At 71.1% G+C, this 20,129-nt stretch carries 15 protein-coding genes; 7 read left to right on the plus strand and 8 right to left on the minus strand.

Annotation, left to right across the window (positions count from 1 at the left end):
* Positions 1 to 35: 35 nt before the first annotated feature.
* From E1262_RS26540 to E1262_RS26550, 3 genes are all read left to right on the plus strand, one after another.
* Positions 36 to 941 carry a RecB family exonuclease gene (locus tag E1262_RS26540; RefSeq protein WP_132107327.1) on the plus strand — a complete coding sequence of 302 codons (906 nt, stop codon included), beginning with the start codon at positions 36 to 38 and terminating at the stop codon, positions 939 to 941.
* Between the two features lie 992 nt (positions 942 to 1,933).
* Positions 1,934 to 3,163, plus strand: coding sequence for a sensor histidine kinase (locus E1262_RS26545; RefSeq protein ID WP_132107329.1), 1,230 nt, complete (start codon positions 1,934 to 1,936; stop codon positions 3,161 to 3,163).
* Positions 3,164 to 3,251: 88 nt separating this feature from the next.
* Positions 3,252 to 3,932, plus strand: coding sequence for a response regulator (locus E1262_RS26550; protein WP_132107331.1), 681 nt, complete (start codon positions 3,252 to 3,254; stop codon positions 3,930 to 3,932).
* Here the strand turns inward: E1262_RS26550 and E1262_RS26555 are convergent.
* Entirely contained in the window at positions 3,896 to 4,837 is a 942-nt protein-coding gene (locus tag E1262_RS26555; protein WP_132107333.1) for an alpha/beta fold hydrolase, read from the minus strand. The two genes, E1262_RS26550 and E1262_RS26555, sit on opposite strands and share 37 nt — an antisense overlap.
* A gap of 196 nt (positions 4,838 to 5,033) precedes the next feature.
* On the opposite strand from E1262_RS26555, the gene E1262_RS26560 reads away from it, so the two are divergent.
* Both E1262_RS26560 and E1262_RS26565 read left to right on the plus strand, forming a co-directional pair.
* The gene (locus E1262_RS26560) at positions 5,034 to 5,795 is read left to right on the plus strand and encodes an ABC transporter ATP-binding protein (protein WP_238993064.1); all 762 of its coding nucleotides are present in this window, start codon (positions 5,034 to 5,036) and stop codon (positions 5,793 to 5,795) included.
* Positions 5,792 to 8,347 carry an ABC transporter permease gene (locus E1262_RS26565; protein ID WP_132107336.1) on the plus strand — a complete coding sequence of 852 codons (2,556 nt, stop codon included), beginning with the start codon at positions 5,792 to 5,794 and terminating at the stop codon, positions 8,345 to 8,347. The genes E1262_RS26560 and E1262_RS26565 overlap by 4 nt, the downstream gene beginning before the upstream one ends.
* A gap of 13 nt (positions 8,348 to 8,360) precedes the next feature.
* On the opposite strand, the gene E1262_RS26570 is transcribed toward E1262_RS26565, so the two are convergent.
* The 6 genes from E1262_RS26570 to E1262_RS26595 form a co-directional block, all read right to left on the minus strand.
* Positions 8,361 to 9,461 (minus strand): ABC transporter ATP-binding protein, encoded by a 1,101-nt coding sequence (locus E1262_RS26570; protein WP_132107338.1) that lies wholly within the window; start codon positions 9,459 to 9,461, stop codon positions 8,361 to 8,363.
* A complete protein-coding gene (locus tag E1262_RS26575; RefSeq protein ID WP_132107340.1) occupies positions 9,458 to 10,459 on the minus strand; it encodes an ABC transporter ATP-binding protein in 1,002 nt (333 codons plus the stop codon). The genes E1262_RS26570 and E1262_RS26575 overlap by 4 nt, the downstream gene beginning before the upstream one ends.
* A 2-nt stretch (positions 10,460 to 10,461) precedes the next feature.
* Complete coding sequence (locus E1262_RS26580; RefSeq protein WP_132107342.1) at positions 10,462 to 11,376, minus strand: ABC transporter permease; 915 nt, start codon at positions 11,374 to 11,376, stop codon at positions 10,462 to 10,464.
* 64 nt (positions 11,377 to 11,440) lie between these two features.
* Positions 11,441 to 12,445, minus strand: a complete 1,005-nt coding sequence (locus E1262_RS26585) for an ABC transporter permease (protein WP_132107343.1) — start codon at positions 12,443 to 12,445, stop codon at positions 11,441 to 11,443.
* 10 nt (positions 12,446 to 12,455) lie between these two features.
* Entirely contained in the window at positions 12,456 to 14,117 is a 1,662-nt protein-coding gene (locus tag E1262_RS26590; protein ID WP_132107345.1) for an ABC transporter substrate-binding protein, read from the minus strand.
* Positions 14,118 to 14,288: 171 nt separating this feature from the next.
* Entirely contained in the window at positions 14,289 to 14,975 is a 687-nt protein-coding gene (locus E1262_RS26595; protein WP_132107347.1) for an HAD family hydrolase, read from the minus strand.
* A gap of 262 nt (positions 14,976 to 15,237) precedes the next feature.
* Here E1262_RS26595 and E1262_RS26600 point away from each other — a divergent pair, with 262 nt between their 5' ends.
* Complete coding sequence (locus E1262_RS26600; protein WP_132107349.1) at positions 15,238 to 15,546, plus strand: adhesin; 309 nt, start codon at positions 15,238 to 15,240, stop codon at positions 15,544 to 15,546.
* A gap of 76 nt (positions 15,547 to 15,622) precedes the next feature.
* Here the strand turns inward: E1262_RS26600 and metH are convergent, their stop codons facing one another.
* Entirely contained in the window at positions 15,623 to 19,105 is a 3,483-nt protein-coding gene (gene metH, locus E1262_RS26605) for a methionine synthase (RefSeq protein ID WP_132107351.1), read from the minus strand.
* A 167-nt stretch (positions 19,106 to 19,272) separates the two neighbouring features.
* Between metH and E1262_RS26610 the strand changes: the two genes are divergently transcribed.
* Entirely contained in the window at positions 19,273 to 20,112 is an 840-nt protein-coding gene (locus E1262_RS26610) for a PAC2 family protein (protein ID WP_132107353.1), read from the plus strand.
* The last annotated feature ends 17 nt before the right edge of the window (positions 20,113 to 20,129 follow it).

Consider the following 20,129-nt stretch of genomic DNA (forward strand, 5'->3'; position numbering starts at 1 on the left):
CGGCTCTGTCGGTGGCGTGATCTACAGTCACGAATATGACCATCCGGACGCGCACCGCCCTCGGGGACGACGACCCCGGGGCCGAGCGCGTGCCGAGCCTGTCGCCGTCGCGCGCCGCCGACTTCATGACCTGCCCCCTGCTCTACCGCTTCCGCACCATCGACCGGCTGCCCGAGCCGCCCAGCTCCGAGGCCACCCGCGGCACCGTCGTGCACAGCGTGCTCGAGCGGCTGTACGACCTCCCGGCCGGCGAACGGACGCCCGGCCGCGCGACCGGGATGGTCCGGCCGGCGTGGGACGAGCTGCTCGCGGCCGAGCCCGCGGTGGCCGAGCTGTTCGCCGACGACGAGGACGGCTCGGCACTCGCGGCCTGGCTGACCAGCGCCGAAGACCTCGTCGAGCGGTACTTCGCGCTCGAGGACCCACGCCGCCTCGAGCCGGCCGAGCGCGAGCTGTACGTCGAGACGACGCTCGACTCCGGGCTGCGCCTGCGCGGCTACGTCGACCGCCTCGACCGCGCGGAGGCCTCGGGCGACCTCCGCGTCGTCGACTACAAGACCGGCAAGGCGCCGCGGGCCGGGTTCGAGCAGCGGGCGATGTTCCAGATGCGGTTCTACGCGCTGGTGCTGTGGCGGCTGCACGGGCGGGTGCCGCGGCTGCTGCAGCTGATCTATCTCGGCAGCGGTGAGCTGCTGCGGTACGAGCCCGACGAGGCCGACCTGCGGGCGACGGAGCGCAAGCTGGCCGCGCTGTGGGCGGCCATCGAGCGGGCCGCCGCGACCGGCGACTGGCGGGCCAACCCCAGCCGGCTGTGCGACTGGTGCTCGCACCAGGCGCTCTGCCCGGCCTACGGCGGCACCCCGCCGCCGCTCCCGGAACGCGTCGACACCACGGACGACGACGAGGCCCCCTCGCCCCGCACCTCCCCCGTCGACGCCTGACGCGCGCTCGGCCGGGCGCCCGTACTTCCGCACGACCCGCCACGATGTTGATCATGGAGGAATCGGGGTTCACAGTACCGCGGAACCCCGATTCCTCCATGATCAACGCGACGGTGTGAGTTCGCTGTCGTTGGCGGGGGATCACGAGGATCTCCCCAGCGTCACCACGATTGCAGGCGTAGTCCGACACGAGATTACGTAGCGAACGTGATCAATTGCGGCTGTCGACCCGTTCCGTGCGTCGGTCGTGTCTCGTACGCCGGGGGTGGCCGCGTTGGCGGGGATTGGCGCGTTGGCCGTCCCCCCTGCTGCCCATTCTCTTGGCCGCGCACGCGCGCCTCAAGCGGACTATTTGGGCGCTCCGCGCCGGCGATGACCGCTTGACCCGCGCGCACGCGGCCTAAGTACAGGCAGCTATCAGGGGACCGGGGGAAGAGCGGGCACAGCCCGCCGTGCACCGTTCGCCGGTGTCCACGTGGTGAGACTTCACCGACGATTCGGGGTCCATCACCAGGCGTTCTCCCGCTTCACCAGGCATGCATTCGTGGTAGAGCGGGAGAACGCCTAGCGACGTACGGAATGGTTGATGATCATCGCTGTCCACAAGCACCAACGGCACACCGAACCACGCCAGGTGGCCTTGAGGTGTGCCCCGACTCGCCCGTCCCCTGATAGCTGCCCGTTCTTGACCGCGGGCGCGCGGGTCAAGTCCGCCTCGTCGTCGCGAAGCGACCCCATCTGCGGACTTGAGGCGCGCGTTCGCGGCAAGAGAATGGGGCAGCAGGGGGACGGCGAACGGTACAGAATCCGACGCACGTTCGCCCGACCAACGGAGCGCCCGGTCAAGCAGTCGGCCGAGTCAACCAGTCGGCCGGGCGAACCAGTCGGGCAGGCCAACGGGCCGCCTGGCCGGGATCCTCCTGCCGGTGGAGACCACAGCTCGCCGTCCAGGACGAGCCGCGGCCGGTGTGCGGCGGCCTACCGTTGATCGTGTGACGACGGCCCGCGCCAAGCTCTTCCCACGCATCGAACCGTGGCTGCTGGACGCGTCGATGACGATCGTCCTGGCGGTGACGGGCGTCGTCGCGCTGTTCGTCTACACCGATCCCAGCGGCGTCGACTATGCGGATCCCGACGCGTTCGGCGTCGTGCTGGTGCTGGCCATCACCGCGCCGCTGATCGTCCGGCGGCGGTATCCCGTCGCGGTCGGGCTCGGCACGGCCGCCGGGATGCTGGCGTTCGTCGGCGTCGACTACGCCATGCCGACGGCCGCCGCCGTCCTCCTGATCGCCGTCTACAGCGCGGCCAACTACGCCGGGCTGGCGTCCTCGCTGCTGGTCACGGCCGCGCATATCGCCACGTCCAGCGCCTACGCCGCGGCGAGCGCCGGCCGGCATCCCGAGCAATCGATGGACGTGCCTGCGAACGTCGTCATCAGCGGTCTGCTCATCCTCGGCGCCTGGGGCATCGGGCGGGCGGTACGCAGCCGGCGGCTCTACACGGCCGAGCTGGAGGACCGCGCCCGCCGTCTGGAGCGCGCCAACGACGTCGAGGTGCGGGCCGCCATCGCCGAGGAGCGCTCGCGCATCGCCCGTGAGCTGCACGACGTCGTCGCGCACCACGTGTCCGTCATGACGGTGCAGGCTGCCGGCGCACGGCGCTCGCTGCACCGCGACGTCGACCGCACGGCCGACGCGCTGGCGGCGATCGAAGAGATCGGCCGGTCCGCGCTGGCGGAGATGCGCCGTGTCGTCGGTGTCCTGCGCAGCCCCGACGGCGACGACCGCGGCGCCCAGCCGGCCACGCTGGCGCCGCAGCCGGGGCTCGGCGACCTCGCCCAACTGGCCGAGCAGATGCGCGACGCCGGGCTGCCGGTGGACGTGACCATCGATGGCGAGCCGGGCGCGGTCCCCGTCGGCGTCGACCTCGCCGCGTTCCGGGTCATCCAGGAGGCGCTGACGAACACCATCAAGCACGCCGGCCCCTCCACGGCCGCCGTCAACGTCCGGTACCTGCCGTCGGAGGTGCACGTCGAGATCTGCGACGACGGCCGCGGCGTCGCGGCAGCGCTGGAGGGGCGCCGGCCCGGCCACGGACTGCTGGGCATGCGCGAGCGGGTGGCCCTCTATGGTGGAACCCTCGCGGCCGGACCACGCCGCGGCGGCGGCTACGAGGTGCGGGCGAAGATCCCGTACGACGGCAACGGAACGGTGACGAGATGAGTGAGCCCCGCCCACAGCCGAGGAATGAAGCCCCCAGCGGGGCGAACGAATCGAGGAACGTGACCGGCAAGCACGGAACGGTGTCACGATGACGGCTCAGCCCATCCGGGTCCTGCTGGTGGACGACCAGCCGCTGCTGCGCACCGGCTTCCGCATGATCCTCGAGGCGGAGGCGGACATCGCGGTGGTCGGCGAGTCCGGCGATGGCGAGCAGGCTGTCGCCGACGCGCGGGCGCTGCAGCCCGACGTCGTGCTGATGGACATCCGGATGCCGCGGGTCGACGGCGTGCAGGCGACCCGGCAGATCACCGGCGCGGCCCGCGAGACCACGCCGCGCGTGCTCGTCCTCACCACGTTCGACCTCGACGAGTACGTCGTCGAGGCGCTGCGGGCCGGCGCCAGCGGATTCCTGCTCAAGGACGTGCCGGCCGAGGACCTCGTCACGGCGATCCGGACGGTGTCGCGCGGCGACGCCGTCGTGGCGCCGAGCATCACCCGGCGGCTGCTGGACATGTTCGCCAGCCGCTTCCCCGCCACGGACTCCCCCACGCCGGCCAATCTGCGCCACCTCACCGACCGCGAGCGCGAGGTGCTGACGCTGGTGGCGCGCGGCTACTCCAACGCCGAGATCGCCGCCGAGCTGGTCGTCTCGGAGACGACGGTGAAGACCCACGTCGGCAACGTCCTGACGAAGCTGGGGCTGCGCGACCGCGTCCAGGCCGCCGTCTACGCCTACGAGAGCGGTCTGGTCCAGCCCGGCGCCCTCTGAGCGCCGGTGCTCGGCGCGTCCGCCCGCTGCGGAATCGACCTGAGGAAGCCTACGATCAGGCGCGTCGTCTCCTCCGGTGCTTCCTCGGCGAGGAAGTGTCCGGCGTGGACCGCCGCGCCACTGACGTCTCGGGCCCATGCGCGCCAGACCTCGAGCGGGTCGTACCACCTCGCGACCGCGCCGCTGTCGCTCCACAGAGCGAGCACCGGGCAGCTGAAGCCGCCGAGTCTGTCGGCTTCATCGTGGACGACATCGTGCGTCACCGCGGCGCGGTACTGCTCGCAGATGGCGTGTACGCGGGACGGGTCGTGGAACTGCGCTCGATAGGCCGCTCTGACGTCTTCGGTGAAGACCTCCGGCCGGTCGGCCCAGTCGTCGAGCAGGTGGTCGACGAAGGCATCGGGATCACCGGCGATGAGGCGCTCCGGGAGCGGCGCGGGTGCGGCGAGGAACGACCAGACCCAGTACCCGATCGCGAAGTCCCGGTTCGCACGCGCGAAGGCATCGGCGATCGGGATGATGTCCAGCACCGCCAGCGCGTCGATGCGCTCCGGATGGTCCAGTGCCGCTCGATAGGCACAGCGTGCGCCACGATCGTGGCCCGCGACGCAAAAGGTCCGGTAGCCGAGCTGGTCCATCACCTCGACCTGGTCGCGGGCCAACTCGCGCATCGCGTACTCGGCGTGCTCGGGGTCGCCTCCGGGAGCGTCGCTGGACCCGTAACCGCGGAGATCGGTGACCACGACGGAGAACTCGCGGGCCAGCTCCGGCGCGACCAGCCGCCACATGACGTGGGTCTGCGGGATTCCGTGCAGCAACAAGACCGGCGCGCCCGACCCGCCGCGGCGCCCGAACACCGTGCCGTGGCCGGTCGTGACGGTGAACTCCTCGAATCCCTCGAACACTGTGCCTCCACGCGATGAGCGACGTCGCCCACGACGTACCCAATGCCCGGCACGTCGTACGCCCGCAGGACGGCGCCGGCCCGCGCCCTACTCCTCACGGCGGAGCCCGCAAACCGTGCGGTTCGCTGATCACTCCGGCCGCGCCGCGCCCTAGCGTGGAACACGATCCACGAACCAGCTGACGAGGAGCGCACCGGTGACGACGGAACCCAGTTCGCCGCGCACGGCGGCCCGCGCCGTTGACCTGACGAAGATCTATGGCAAGGACGACACACGAGTGGTGGCGCTCGGCGGCGTGACAGTGGAGTTCACCGCCGGCCGGTACACCGCGATCATGGGTCCGTCCGGCTCCGGCAAGTCCACGCTCATGCACTGCATGGCCGCGCTGGACTCGTCGACGTCCGGGCAGGTCTACATCGGCGACACCGAGCTGAGCCGGCTGAACGACAAGGAGCTCACCCGGCTGCGCCGCGACAAGATCGGCTTCATCTTCCAGGCCTTCAACCTGGTCCCGACGCTGACGGCGCGCGAGAACATCACCCTGCCGCTCGACATCGCCGGCCGCCCGGTCGACAAGGACTGGTTCGACAACGTCATCGCGACGGTCGGGCTGGCCGACCGGCTCAGCCACAAGCCGAACCAGCTCTCCGGCGGCCAGCAGCAGCGGGTCGCGTGCGCCCGGGCGCTGGTCAGCAAGCCGGAGATCATCTTCGCCGACGAGCCCACCGGCAACCTCGACTCCCGGTCCGGCACCGAGGTGCTGTCGTTCCTGCGCCGCTCGGTCCGCGAGTTCGAGCAGACCATCGTCATGGTCACGCACGACCCCAATGCCGCCGCCTACGCCGACCGGGTGCTGTTCCTGGCCGACGGCCAGATCGTCGACGAGATGGCCGACCCGACCGCGGAGAAGGTGCTGGAGCGGATGAAGGGCTTCGACGCCGTGGGGCAGCAGGCATGATCCGCGCCACCCTCAAGAGCCTGGCCGCGCGGAAGCTGCGGCTGGCGATGAGCGCGTTCGCCATCGTGCTCGGCGTGGCGTTCGTGGCCGGGTCGTACGTGTTCACCGACACGATCGACCGCACCTTCGACGACATCTTCGGCGGCCTGTCCTCCGACGTCGTCGTCCGGCCCGACCTGCCGGGCGAGACCGACCTGTTCTCCGGCTTCGCGACCGGCACCACGACGACCATCCCGTCCGGGCTGGTGGACGAGGTCGCCGGCCTGCCCGGCGTCGAGCGCGCCGACGGCGAGATCGAGAACCAGAGCTTCTTCGTCCTCGACACCGACGGCGACGTCATGACCACCCAGGGCGCCCCTGGCATCGCCGTCAACTGGCACGACGGCGCCAACGCCGAGGGTGACCCGGTGCTCGAGCTGGTCGACGGCGAGCTGCCGGCCGGCCCCGGCGAGGTCGCGCTGGACGACCGCACGTTCGAGAACGCCGGCTACCAGATCGGCGACGAGGTGCAGTTCGTCAGCTCCGGCGACGAGCCACGGGTCTCGGCCGAGCTGGTCGGCGTCGTCCGGTTCGGCGAGTCCGGCAGCCTGGCCGGCGCCAGCCTGTCGGTGTTCGAGACCGGCTACGCCCAGGAGCTGTTCCTCGACGGCGAGGACGCCTACAACCGCATCTCGGTGACGGCCGCCGACGGCAGCAGCGCCGAGGAGGTCCGCGACGAGATCAGCGCGATCCTCCCCGGCGACTTCGAGGCGCTGACCGGCGCCGAGGTCGACGAGGAGACGGCGTCGGCGATCGAGGAGGGCCTCGGCTTCTTCAACACGTTCCTGCTGGTGTTCGCCGCGATCGCGCTGTTCGTCGGCGTGTTCCTCATCCTCAACACGTTCTCGATCCTGGTGGCGCAGCGGTCGCAGGAGATGGCGCTGTACCGGGCAATGGGCGCCGGCCGCGGGCAGGTGACGCGGTCGGTGCTGCTGGAGGCGTTCGTCGTCGGCGTCGTCGGGTCGACGCTCGGCCTGCTGCTCGGCCTCGGGGTGGCCCAGCTGCTCAAGTGGGTGTTCGGCCTGTTCGGGCTCGAGCTCGGCGGTGGGCTGGTGCTGCTGCCGCGCACCGTCGTCATCTCCTACGTGGTCGGCATCGTGGTGACGATGATCGCCGCGTTCGTCCCGGCCCGGCGGGCGTCGAGGGTCCCGCCGGTCGCGGCGATGCGCGACGACGTCGTCAACACCGAGTCGTCGCGCCGGGTGCACCTCTGGGTCGGTGCGCCGCTGACGCTGCTCGGCGCCGCGGCCATGGCGACCGGCCTGTTCGCCGACGTCGACGACGCGGCGCTCATGGTCGGCGCCGGCATCTTCGCCGTGTTCATCGGTGTGGCGCTGCTGGCGCCGGTGCTCGTGGCGCCCGTGCTCCGCGTCGTGGCCGGCTGGTACCCGCGGGCCTTCGGCACCGTCGGCCGGCTGGCCCGCGAGAACGCGCTGCGCAACCCGCGCCGCACGGCGGCCACGGCGTCGGCGCTGATGATCGGCATGGCGCTGGTCACGGCCATCTCCATCGTCGGTGCGTCGGCCAACGCGACGGTCGACAGCGCGCTCGACGACGGCGTGCGCGCGCAGTTCGTCGTCTCCAACGCCGTCGGGCAGCCGTTCTCCCCCACCATCGCCGAAGAGGTCAGCCAGGTCGACGGCGTCGACGAGGTGGTCTCGGTGCGGATGTCCGGCGGCATCGTCGACGGCGACCAGACCTTCCTGCAGGCGTTCGACCCGGTCGCGTACAGCCGGGCGGCCGACCTCGAGATGGTCGAGGGCACCGACGAGCTCGGGCCCGGTCAGTTCCTCATCGGCGAGGACCAGGCCGAGTCCGAGGGGCTGTCGGTCGGCGACACCGTCCGGCTGCAGCTGCCCGGCTCCGACGAGGACATCGAGCTGGCCGGCATCTACGCGCAGTCGCCGCTGCTGGCCGGGGGCGTCGTCGTCAGCCAGCAGACGCTGGAGGACGGCGCGGTGCCGTCGCTGGACACGTTGCTCTACGTCATCGCCGACGACGGTGCCGACCTCGCCACCCTGCACGACGGCCTGGACGAGGCCACCGCGGACATCCCGACGGTCACCGTCCAGGACCAGGAGGAGTACAAGCAGCAGTCCCGCGACCAGGTGAACCAGCTGCTGTTCCTGGTGTACGCGCTGCTCGGGCTGGCCGTGCTGATCGCCGTCCTGGGCATCGTCAACACGCTGGCGCTGTCGGTGATGGAGCGCACCCGCGAGGTCGGCCTGCTGCGGGCGGTCGGCATGAGCCGGCGCCAGCTGCGCCGCACGATCCGGCTGGAGTCGATCGCGATCGCCGTCCTCGGTGCCGTGCTCGGCGTGGCGCTCGGCCTGCTGTTCGGGGTGTCGCTGCAGCGCGCCATCGCCGACGACGGGCTCGAGGTGCTCTCGATCCCCGGCGGGCAGCTGATCGTGTTCGTGGTCCTGGCCGCGGTGATCGGCGTGCTGGCCGCCGTCTGGCCGGCCCGCCGCGCCGCCAAGCTCGACGTGCTGCGCGCTATCACGACGGAGTGATGTCGCGGGGACGTCAGGTCGCGGGATCGGGCGCCGGGTCGGGCTCGATGACGGCCTCGGCGGCCGGCTGGATGCGGCCCGCCTCGATGTCCTCCGCCCAGTGACACGCCACCCGGTGCGTCGCCGGATGGCCGGCCACCGTCCGCAGCGCCGGCCGCTCGTCGGCGCACCGGGTCGGCTGCCGGAACGGGCAGCGGGTGTGGAAGCGGCAGCCGGGCGGCGGGTCGGCCGGCGAGGGCAGGTCGCCCTGGAGCAGGATCCGCTGCCGGGCGTCCTCCACCGCCGGGTCCGGGATCGGCACCGCGGACATCAGCGCCTTCGTGTATGGGTGCAGCGGCGTGGCGTACAGGTCGTCCGACGGCGCCTGCTCGACCAGCCCGCCCAGGTACATGACCGCGACGATGTCGGCGATGTGCCGGACGACGGCGAGGTCGTGCGCGATGACCAGGTAGGTCAGGCCGAGCCGGTCCTGCAGCTCCTCCAGCAGGTTCACCACCTGCGCCTGGATGGACACGTCCAGCGCCGACACCGGCTCGTCGGCCACGATCAGCTGCGGCTCCAGCGCGATCGCCCGGGCGATGCCGATGCGCTGGCGCTGGCCGCCGGAGAACTCGTGCGGGTACCGGTTCGCCGCCGACGCGGGCAGCCCGACGAGGTCCAGCAGCTCACGCACCCGGGCCCGGTGGTCGCCGCCGACGCCGTGCGCCCGCAGCGGCTCGCTGATCACCGACTGGACGTTCTGGCGCGGGTCGAGGCTGGCCATCGGGTCCTGGAAGACCATCTGCAGCTGCCGGCGCATGCGCCGCAGCTCCTCGCCGGCCAGCGCCCCCAGGTCGGTGCCGTCGAACGTGACGGTGCCCGCGGTCGGCTCGACCAGTCGCAGGATCGCCCGGCCGAGCGTCGACTTGCCGCAGCCGGACTCCCCCACCAGCCCGACGGTGGCACCGCGCGGGATGTCGAGGTCGACGCCGTCGACCGCCTTCACGGCGCCGACCTGGCGTTCGATGATGATCCCGGACCTGATCGGGAAGTGGACCTCGAGACCGCGGACCGAGAGGAGGCCGTCGGACGAGGCACGCTTCTCAGCCGAGGCCGCAGATGTCTGGTCGTTCATCGCGTGGCCACCTCCTCGGTCTCCGTCAGCGGGTTCAGGCAGCGCAGCGACCGTCCGCCGATGGACTCCAGCGGCGGCGGGCCGTCGGTGCACGGCTCGATGCGGTTCGGGCAGCGCGGGGCGAAGGCGCATCCCCTGGACCAGCGCAGCACGTCCGTCGGCGAGCCCGGGATCGGGTGCAGCGGCGCGCCGCGCGGGGCGTCCAGCCGAGGCACCGACGCCAGCAGCCCGCCGGTGTACGGGTGCCGCGGCTGCGCGAACAGCTCCCGCCGGCCGGCCGACTCGACGATCCGGCCGGAGTACATGACGTGGACCGTGTCGCACAGGCCTGCGACGACGCCGAGGTCGTGCGTGATCATCACCAGCGACGCGCCCGTGTCCTGCACCAGCTCCTTGAGCAGTTCGATGATCTGCGCCTGGATGGTGACGTCGAGCGCCGTCGTCGGCTCGTCGGCGATGAGCAGCCGCGGCCGGCAGGCCAGGGCCATGGCGATGAGCGCGCGCTGGCGCATGCCGCCTGACAGCTGGTGCGGGTACTCCTTGAGCCGGCGGGCCGGGTCGGGGATGCCGACGCGGGACAGCAGGTCCTCGGCCGCCGCCCGGGCCGTGTCGCCCTTGAGGTCCTGGTGGCGTTCCAGCACCTCGGTGACCTGGATCCCGATGGGCACCACCGGGTTCAGCGACGACATCGGATCCTGGAACACCATGGCGATGTCGCGGCCGCGGATGTCGCGCATCCGGTCGCGCGGCAGCGTCAGCAGATCGTCGTCGTCGAAGGCCACCTGCCCGCCCACCTGGACCCCGCGGCGCGGCAGCAGTCCCATGACCGCCAGCGACGTCACGCTCTTGCCGCTGCCCGACTCGCCCACCAGGCCGACGGTCTCGCCCGGCCGCACGGTGAACGAGACGCCGTCGACGGCCCGCACGCTCGGCCCGCCCTTGCGGGTGAACGTGACGGACAGGTCGCGGACGTCGAGCAGGGGTTCGGAGTTGGTCACGCTCACCGCCGGTACTTGGGGTCGATGGCCTCGCGCAGCCGCTCGCCGAGCATGGTGAAGCCCAGTGCGGCGACGACGATCGCGATGCCGGGGAAGAACGCCAGGTGCGGCGCGGAGGCCAGGTAGCGCTGGGTGTCGGCGAGCATGCGTCCCCACTCGGGGACGCGGGGGTCGGCGCTGCCCAGACCGAGGAAGGACAGCCCTGCGGCCTCGATGATCGCCGTCGCCAGCGTCAAGGTGGCCTGGACGATGACCGGCGAGATCGAGTTCGGCAGGATGTGCCCGAGCACGATCGGCCGTCTCCGTACGCCGATCGACACCGCGGCCAGCACGTAGTCGGAACCGCGTTGCGCCAGCATCTGGCCCCGGAGCAGCCGGGCGAACACCGGCACGTTGATGATCGCGATGGCGATCATCACCGACCACAGGCTGGCACCCAGCAGCGCCGCGATGGCGATCGCCATCAGCAGGCCGGGGATCGAGAGCATGACGTCGACGATGCGCATGACGACGGCGTCGACCTTGCCGCCGAACGCGCCGGCGAGGGTGCCCAGCAGCAGGCCGCCGGCCATGCCGATCAGGGTCGCGACGACGCCGACGAGCAGCGACTGCCGGGCGCCGTAGACCACCCGGCTGAACTCGTCGCGCCCGGACGCGTCCAGCCCGAACCAGTGGTCCGCGGACGGGCCGGGAATGTTCGTCGGCGTGATCATGCCGCGGCCCGGCTGGGCGTCCGGGGCGTACGGCGCGATGAGCGGCGCGAAGATCGCGACCAGGACGAAGAACGCGATCAGGGCGAACCCGACCAGGGCGACGGGGTCGCGGCGCAGCCGCTTCCACGCCTCCTTGCGGAGGTTGCCGGCCGCCTGCTCGACCTGCTCTGACTCGGTGGTCGCCTCGACTTCGGACAGGCTCATGCACGTTCCCCCTTTCCATTGTGGGACTCGCCGCCTGTCTGGGACCTCGCGGTCGGCATCTGGCTCACCGCACCCGAACTCGTGGGTCGATCAGACCGTACGACACGTCGACGAGCAGGTTCACGACGACGTACATCGCAGCGATCACCAGGATGAACCCCTGCAGCACCGCGTAGTCGCGGTTGCTGATCGCCTCGGCGATGAACCGGCCGACGCCGTCGAACGCGAACACCGTCTCGGTCAGGATCGCACCGGAGAACAGCAGCCCGGCCTGCAGCCCGATGACGGTGACCACCGGCAGCAGCGCGTTGCGCAGCACGTGCCGGCGGGTGATGGTGCGCTCCCACAGGCCCTTCGCCTCGGCCGTGCGCACGTAGTCCTCGTGCACGACGTCGAGCACGCTGGCCCGGGTGATGCGGACGATGATGGCCAGCGGGATGGCGCCCAGCGCGATGGCCGGCAGCACCAGGTGCATGATCGCGTCCCAGCTGGCCTCGAGATTGCCGGTGATGAGGCCGTCGAGCACGTACAGCCCGGTGGGATGGTCCGCGTCGATGCGCGGGTCCTGCCGCCCCTGGGTCGGGAACCAGCCCAGCTGGACGCTGAAGACGTACTTGAGGATGTAGGCCAGGAAGAACACCGGCACCGCGACGCCCAGCAGCGAGCCGGACACCGACACGTTGTCCAGCCAGGTGCCGTACTTCTTCGCGGCGTAGTAGCCCAGCGGGATGCCGATGCCGACCGCGAAGATCAGCGCCGCGATGGCCAGCTCGAAGGTCGCCGGGAAGGTCCGGGCCATCTCCTCGGTGACCGGCCGGTTGGTGCGGGCGCTGTTGCCGAAGTCGAGCTGGATGGCGGAGGACACGAACTTCCAGTACTGGACGTACCACGGCTCGTTGAGGCCGTAGAGGGCCTCGATGCGGGCGACGGAGTCCGCGGTCGCGCGCTCTCCCAGGAGAGCCTGGGCCGGCCCTCCTGGGAGCGCACGCAACCATACGAACAGCAGCACCGACAGCCCGAACAGGATCGGGACGAGCAGCAGCAGCCGCCGTGCGACGAACTTGAGCATCTAGACGTCGTCAATCAACCGTTACGGTCGCGAAGCTCTCGTTCGACAACGGGTCGGGCACGAAGCCGGACACGCCCTCGCGGAAGGCGATGGCCGGTTCGCTGTGGACGTACGGGACGCCCGGCACGAAGTCCATGATCAGCCGGTTCGCCTCCTGGTACAGCTCGGCCCGCCGGTCCTGGTCGGTCTCCGCCTCGGCCTCGTCGAGCTTGGCGAAGATCTCCGGGTTGTCGAAGCTGCCGAACTGTGGGTTGACGTCCTGGAAGAACGTGCCGATGAAGTTGTCCGGGTCACCGAAGTCACCGTTCCAGCCGAGCAGGAACATCGGCGTGCCGCCGGTCTGGGTGGCGTCCAGGTAGTCCGGGTTCCACGGCGCCGTGTGCGGTTCGATGGTGAAGCCCACCGCTTCGAGGTCCGCGGCCATCAGCTCCCAGTTGGCCTGCGGGTTCGGCATGTATGGGCGGGTGACGTCGGTCGGGTACCAGAACGGCAGCGTCAGGTTCGTGACGCCGGACTGCGCGATCAGCTCGCGGGCGCGGTCGGGGTCGTAGTCGTACGTCGTGACGTCGTCGGCCCAGCCGAACAGCTCCGGCGGCATGAACTGCGTCGCCCGGACCGCACCCTCGGGGTAGTTGGTCCGGATGATGTTGTCGAAGTCGATCGCGTGCGCGATCGCCTGCCGGATCTGCAGGTTGTCGAACGGCGGGACGTTCTGCTGGAACCCGATGTAGGCGACGTTGAACGCCGGGCGGCGCAGGATCTGGTAGCCGCTGCTCTCGAGCAGCTCGACGTCGGCCGGGTCGACCAGGTCGTAGCCGTCGATCTCGCCGCTCTCCAGCGCCTGCCGGCGGGCCGGGCCGTCCGGGATGACGGTGAAGATCAGCTCGTCGACCTGTGCGGGCTCGTCCCAGTAGTCCTCGTACTTGCTCAGCCGCACCTCGCTGCCGCGCTCCCACGACTCGAACTGGAACGGACCGGTGCCGACAGGGTGCTCGTATCCGAAGGTCCCGTCGAACGACGGCGACTCGCCGGTTCCGCTGACGGCGTCGGCTTCGAACTCCTGCAGCGCGGCCGGGCTGGCGATGGTGAACGCCGGCATGGCCAGCGCGGACAGGAACGCCGATGAGGGCCGCGACAGCGTGATGACCGCGGTCCGCTCGTCGGTGGCCTCGCAGCCGGTGTAGAGGCTCTCCCCCATGGCGGGGTCCTCGTTGACGGCGAACCCGCCCATGACGGTGCCCCAGTAGTAGGAGACCGCAGGGCTCTGCAGGACGCCGGCGAAGTTGTACCAGCGCTCGAAGTTGAAGCAGACGGCTTCGGCGGTGAGCGCCTCGCCGTCGTGGAACGTCACGCCCTCACGCAGCGTGAAGGTCCACGTCAGGCCGTCCTCGCTGGCCTCCCACGACTCGGCGAGCGCCGGCTCGATCTCGGTGCCGCCCTCCTCGCTGCGGACCAGGCCCTCGAAGATCTGGTTGATGACCCGGGTCGACTCGCCGTCGCTGACCAGGGCGCCGTCCAGGATCACTGGATCGGCGGAACCGGCGAAGACGAGCGTGCCGCCGCCGTCGCCGCCCTCAGCGGAGCCGTCGTCGTCGTCTCCGCCACACGCCGTGAGCCCCAGGGCCAGGGCACCGGCCGCGGCTCCCGCGGCCAGCCTGCGGTTCAGGCTCATGCCACGCATGTCACACCTCACACAGCTCGACTGCCGGGCGGTGTTCCCGACCGGTTGGCCTGTGACAGTACTTCCTGCGGGACGGGTGGATAGTCACCGAGTTGTCAGGATGACATCGCGATTTCGCAACATTCTTTTGTCAGTCAAACCATGCGAAATGACAATGTGACATTACACTCGATCAAGCGTGGCGTCGTCGAACAAGGCGAGCAGGTCCGCCGCTCGGATTCCGGCCAGCGAGTCGATGACGACGAGCCCTGGCTCCGGCACCGCCGCGACGGCGTTCGGGACGGACAACACCAGCGCGCCGGCGGCGAGTCCGGCGGCCGCCCCGCGCGGGGAGTCCTCGATCACGATGCACTCGGCCGGATCGGCGCCGAGCTCGCGGGCCGCCGTCAGGTACGGCTCCGGGTGCGGTTTGCCGTTGGTCACCTCGTCGCCGGTGACGACGGCGCCGAACAGGCCCGCGGGCAGCCGCCCGACGACCGCCTCGGCCAGCCCGCGGTACGACATGGTCACCAGCGCCTGCGGCACGCCGAGCGCGCGCACCTCCGTCAGCAGCTCGAACACGCCCGGCTGCCAGGTGACGCCGTCGCCGATGCCCTTCAGCACCTCGCCCACCAAGTGGTCCACGATCTGCGGCGGCGTCATCGGGATGTTGCCGCGTTCGCGGATGTAAGCGGCGGACTCGAGCAGGTCGCTGCCGACCAGGGAGAGGCCGTCGGCGTCGGTCCAGGTGCCGCCGTGGCGCAGCACGAGGGCCTCCTCGGCGCCCATCCACAGCGGCTCGGTGTCGATGATGGTGCCGTCCATGTCCCACAGGACGGCGGCAGGCAGAGGCGAAGTCACGTACTCCATGGTCCCATGCCGCGATCCCCACGCCGAACTCGGACGAATGGCCGCCCGGCGCTTGACGGATGGGCCGTCAGCGGGAAGCGTGGGTGGTGCGAGCGGCTCGTCAACCGGCGTCTGTCGGCCGGGAGAGGATCGATAAACCCCCGCCGTACGATCGCGGGCCGGCCTGCGGCCCGCCGTCTCCGGGCATCGGCGCCGATGCCGACAATCCCCACACCGAGGAAACGGGTGCGCTGCCGCGCGCCCAGCGGAGGTGCGTTTCACCATGCTCACACTCACCCAGAACGCGGCCGCGGTCATCCGCAACATCGAGGGCCGCGACGACCTGCCCACCGGGACCGGCATGCGGATCGCGGCCAACGCCGACGGCGGCCTCGATCTCGAACTGCGGCCCGCGCCCGAGGTAGGCGACCAGATCCTCGACGACGCCGGCGCGGTGCTGTTCCTCGACGCCGACGCCGCAGCCATGCTGGACGACAAGGCCCTCGACGCCTCGGTCGACCCGGAGGGCTCCGTCCGGTTCGCCGTCACCGAGCAGGCCGGCCGGCCGGAGACCAACGGCATGCCCGGCTGAGCCCACCGCCCCACCACCCACGTCTCCCGTCCGCGCGGCCCGGCGATCCTGTCTCCCGGCGGGCCCGCGGGCGGTGTCACGTCGCGTTGAAGTACTTCGCCTCGGGGTGGTGGACGACCAGCGCGTCGGTCGACTGCTCCGGGTGCAGCTGCAGCTCTTCGGACAGGTCGACGCCGATCCTCTCGGGCCGCAGCAGCCGGACCAGCTTGACGCGGTCGGCGAGATCCGGGCAGGCCGGATATCCGAACGAATAGCGCGACCCGCGGTACTCCTGCTTGAGGATGCCGCCCAGCTCGGTGTCGTCCTCGGCGCCGAAGCCCAGCTCGTCGCGGACTCGCGCGTGCCAGTACTCCGCCAGCGCCTCGGTCAGCTGGACCGACAGCCCGTGCAGCTCCAGGTAGTCGCGGTAGGCGTTGCCGGCGAACAGCTTCGCCGTCGCCTCGGCCACGCCGGAGCCCATGGTGACCAGTTGGAAGGCGACGACGTCCACCTCGCCGGAGGTGCGCGGCCGGAAGAAGTCGGCCAGGCACAGCCGGCGGTCGCGGCGCTGCCGAGGGAAGCTGAACCGCTCCAGCTCCTTGCGGTGGTCCTCGGGGTCGAGGACGACGAGGTCGCGGCCCTCGGAGACGGCGGGGAAGTAGCCGTAGACGACGGCCGCCTCGAGGATGCTCTCGGTGTGCAGCCGGTCCAGCCACATCCGCAGCCGGGGGCGGCCCTCGGTCTCGACCAGCTCCTCGTACGACGGCCCCCCGCGGGAGCCCTTGAGGCCCCACTGGCCCATGAACGTGGCCCGCTCGTCCAGGTAGGCCGCGTAGTCGGCGAGGTGCAGGCCGCGGACCACCCGGGTGCCCCAGAACGGCGGCACCGGCACAGCGTTGTCTGTGGCGACGTCGGAGCGCACGTCGTCGCCGTCGTCGTCCGGCCGGGCGGTGACGGTGGTGCGGGCGACGCGGCGCTTGCGCAGCGCCGGCAGGACGTCGGCCAGCTGCTTGTCCGGGTCGGTGCGGACGCTGGCGATCGCGTCCATCAGCCGCAGTCCCTCGAACGCGTCGCGGGCGTAGCGGACCTCGCCCGCGTACAGCTCGGCGAGGTCGTCCTCGACGAAGGCGCGGGTCAGGGCCGCGCCGCCGAGGATGACCGGCCAGCGCGCCGACAGCCCGCGCTGGTTGATCTCCTCCAAATTCTCCTTCATCACGACCGTGCTCTTCACCAGCAGACCCGACATGCCGATGACGTCGGCGTCGTGCTCCGCGGCGGCCTCGAGGATCGCGTTGATCGGCTGCTTGATGCCGAGGTTCACGACGGAGTAGCCGTTGTTCGACAGGATGATGTCGACGAGGTTCTTGCCGATGTCGTGGACGTCGCCCTTGACGGTGGCCAGCACGATGGTGCCTTTGATGTTGCCGCTGCCGTCGTCCGCCTTTTCCATGTGCGGCTCGAGGTGGGCGACGGCCGCCTTCATCACCTCGGCGCTCTGGAGCACGAACGGCAGCTGCATCTGGCCGCTGCCGAACAGCTCGCCGACGGTGCGCATGCCGTTCAACAGCGTGTCGTTGACGATGTCGAGCGCCGGCTTCTCCTGGAGCGCCTCGTCGAGGTCGGTTTCCAGGCCCTTGCGCTCGCCGTCGACGATGCGCCGTTCCAGCCGCTCGAACAGCGGCAGCCCGGCCAGCGCGGCCGCGCGGTCCTCCGTCGCCGAGCTGACGCCCTCGAACAGCTCCAGGAACCGGGCCAGCGGGTCGTAGCCGGGAGTGCGCCGGTCGTACACGAGGTCCAGCGCGACCTGGTACTGCTCCTCCGGGATCCGCGACACCGGGAGGATGCGGGCGGAGTGGACGATCGCGGAGTCCAGACCGGCGGCGACACACTCGTGCAGGAAGACGGAGTTCAGCACGACGCGCGCGGCGGGGTTGAGACCGAACGAGACGTTGGAGACGCCGAGCGTCGTCTGCACCGTCGGATGGCGCCGCTTCAGCTCGCGGATCGCTTCGATGGTCTCGACGCCGTCGCGGCGGGTCTCCTCCTGGCCGGTGGCGATCGGGAACGTCAGGCAGTCGACGATGATGTCCTCGATGCGCATGCCCCACTCGCCGGTGAGCTGCTCGATCAGCCGCTCGGCGACGCGCAGCTTCCACTCCGCCGTCCGGGCCTGGCCCTCCTCGTCGATGGTGAGCGCGACGACGGCGGCGCCGTGCTCCTTGATGATCGGCATGACCGTCCGGATGCGCGACGTGGGGCCGTCGCCGTCCTCGTAGTTGACGGAGTTGACGACGCTGCGCCCGCCCAGGCACTCCAGACCGGCCTCGATGACCGCCGGCTCGGTGGAGTCCAGCACCAGCGGCAGCGTGCTGGCGGTCGCCAGCCGGGCGGCCAGCTCGCGCATGTCCGCCGTCCCGTCACGGCCGACGTAGTCGACGCACAGGTCGAGCAGGTGCGAGCCGTCGCGGGTCTGCGCGCGGGCGATCTCGACGCAGTCGTCCAGCCGGCGCTCGAGCATGGCCTCGCGGAACGCCTTGGAGCCGTTGGCGTTGGTGCGCTCGCCGATCGCGAGATACGAGGTGTCCTGGCGGAACGGGACGTGCTGGTAGAGGCTCGCGGCGCCGGGCTCGTCCTGCGGCCGGCGCGGCGTGATCTCCCGGCCGCCGACCCGCTCGACCACCTGGCGCAGGTGCTCCGGCGTCGTGCCGCAACAGCCGCCGACCAGCGCGAGGCCGTACTCGGCGGTGAACAGGTCGTGCGCATCGGCCAGCTGCTGCGGCGTCAGCGGGTAGTGTGCGCCGTTCGCCGTCAGCTCCGGCAGGCCGGCGTTCGGCATGCAGGCCAGCCCCGTCCGGGCGTATCGGGCCAGATGCCGCAGGTGCTCGCTCATCTCGGCCGGGCCGGTGGCGCAGTTGAGGCCGATGTGGTCGACGCCCAGCGGCGCCAGCGCCGTCAGCGCGGCCCCGATCTCCGAGCCGAGCAGCATAGTGCCGGTCGTCTCGACGGTCACGTTGACCATCAGGGCGACGTCCTCGACGCCGGCGGCCTTCATGGCCCGGCGGGCGCCGATGAGGGCGGCCTTGGCCTGCAGCAGGTCCTGCGCGGTCTCGACGAGAACGGCATCGACGCCGCCGGCCAGCAAACCCTCGACCTGGGTGCGGTAGGCGTCACGGAGCGTGGCGAAGTCGACGTGCCCGAGCGACGGCAGCTTGGTGCCCGGGCCGACGCTGCCCAGCACCCAGCGCGGCCGGTCCGCCGTCGACCAGTCGTCGGCGACCTCGCGGGCCAGCCGGGCGCCGGCCTCGGCGAGCTCGCGGATGCGACCGGCGATGCCGTACTCCCCCAGGTTCGCCCAGTTGGCGCCGAACGTGTTCGTCTCGACCGCGTCGACGCCGACCGCGAAGTAGGCGTCGTGGATGTGGCGGACGACGTCGGGCCTGGTGACGTTGAGGATCTCGTTGCAGCCCTCGTGCCCCTCGAAGTCGTCGAGGGTCAGGTCGGCCACCTGCAGCATGGTTCCCATCGCACCGTCGGCCACCACGACGCGCCGGGACAAAGCTTCCCTCAGGCTCCCCCGCATCCCGCCAGACTAGGGCCGTCCGGCCTGCTCACAAGGAATCGTCCGGCATACGGACGATTCGTCTCTGATTTTGGGATGGCCTTGGCGCGCCTTTCGCGCCGTGGAGCCGTAGGGTTGGTCGAGAGGACGACGGGGTTGTGACCCTTCCAGGCAGGGAGACGAGCGCGATGGAGAACGATGGTGCGCGGCAGTTGCGCAATCCTGTCCTGATCGCGGCATTCGAGGGGTGGAACGACGCCGGTGAGGCCGCGACGGCGGGGATCGAGCATCTGGAGCGGGTCTGGAACGCCGGCGCCGTGGCCGCGCTCGACCCGGACGAGTACTACGACTTCCAGGTCAACCGCCCGCTGGTCAGCGTCGACGACCACGGCAACCGCAGCATCCAGTGGCCGACCACGCGGCTGTCGGTGGTGAGCCTCAAGGAGCACGAGCGCGACATCGTCCTGCTGCGCGGCATCGAGCCGAACATGCGGTGGCGGGCGTTCTGCGCCGAGCTGCTGTCCGTCGCCACCGACCTCGGCTGCGAGCAGGTCGTCACGCTGGGCGCGTTGCTGGCCGACGTGCCGCACACCCGGCCGGTGCCGGTCACCGTGTCGGCCAGCGACCCCGACCAGGCCGAGGCGCTCGGGCTGGAGCAGTCCCGGTACGAAGGCCCCACGGGCATCGTCGGCGTGTTCCAGGACGCCGCCACGCGCGCCGGGCTCGACGCCGTGTCGCTCTGGGCGGCCGTCCCCCACTACGTCGCACAGTCGCCCTGCCCGAAGGCGACGATGGTGCTGCTGCAGCGGGTCGAGGATCTGCTGGGCCTCTCGGTGCCGATGGGCGACCTCGCCGAGCAGGCCGAGGCCTGGCAGCACGGCGTCGACGAACTGGCCGAAGAGGACTCCGACGTCGCCGAGTACGTCCGCCGCCTCGAAGAGGCCCGTGACACCGTCGACCTCCCCGAGGCCTCCGGCGAGCACATCGCCCGCGAGTTCGAGCGCTATCTCCGCCGCCGCGACACCTGACGCCTCCCCCTCTCGCC

Source organism: Jiangella aurantiaca (assembly GCF_004349105.1).
GTDB classification, from domain to species: Bacteria; Actinomycetota; Actinomycetes; order Jiangellales; family Jiangellaceae; genus Jiangella; species Jiangella aurantiaca.

Excerpts from the sequence above, each read along its gene's own strand:
- E1262_RS26540 (WP_132107327.1), top strand. The coding sequence starts at position 36 with ATGACCATCCGGACGCGCACCGCCCTCGGGGACGACGACCCCGGGGCC.
- E1262_RS26550 (WP_132107331.1), top strand. The coding sequence starts at position 3,252 with ATGACGGCTCAGCCCATCCGGGTCCTGCTGGTGGACGACCAGCCGCTG.
- E1262_RS26565 (WP_132107336.1), top strand. The coding sequence starts at position 5,792 with ATGATCCGCGCCACCCTCAAGAGCCTGGCCGCGCGGAAGCTGCGGCTG.
- E1262_RS26570 (WP_132107338.1), bottom strand. The coding sequence starts at position 9,461 with ATGAACGACCAGACATCTGCGGCCTCGGCTGAGAAGCGTGCCTCGTCC.
- E1262_RS26580 (WP_132107342.1), bottom strand. The coding sequence starts at position 11,376 with ATGAGCCTGTCCGAAGTCGAGGCGACCACCGAGTCAGAGCAGGTCGAG.
- E1262_RS26585 (WP_132107343.1), bottom strand. The coding sequence starts at position 12,445 with ATGCTCAAGTTCGTCGCACGGCGGCTGCTGCTGCTCGTCCCGATCCTG.
- E1262_RS26590 (WP_132107345.1), bottom strand. The coding sequence starts at position 14,117 with ATGAGCCTGAACCGCAGGCTGGCCGCGGGAGCCGCGGCCGGTGCCCTG.
- E1262_RS26595 (WP_132107347.1), bottom strand. The coding sequence starts at position 14,975 with ATGGAGTACGTGACTTCGCCTCTGCCTGCCGCCGTCCTGTGGGACATG.
- E1262_RS26600 (WP_132107349.1), top strand. The coding sequence starts at position 15,238 with ATGCTCACACTCACCCAGAACGCGGCCGCGGTCATCCGCAACATCGAG.
- metH (WP_132107351.1), bottom strand. The coding sequence starts at position 19,105 with ATGCGGGGGAGCCTGAGGGAAGCTTTGTCCCGGCGCGTCGTGGTGGCC.
- E1262_RS26610 (WP_132107353.1), top strand. The coding sequence starts at position 19,273 with ATGGAGAACGATGGTGCGCGGCAGTTGCGCAATCCTGTCCTGATCGCG.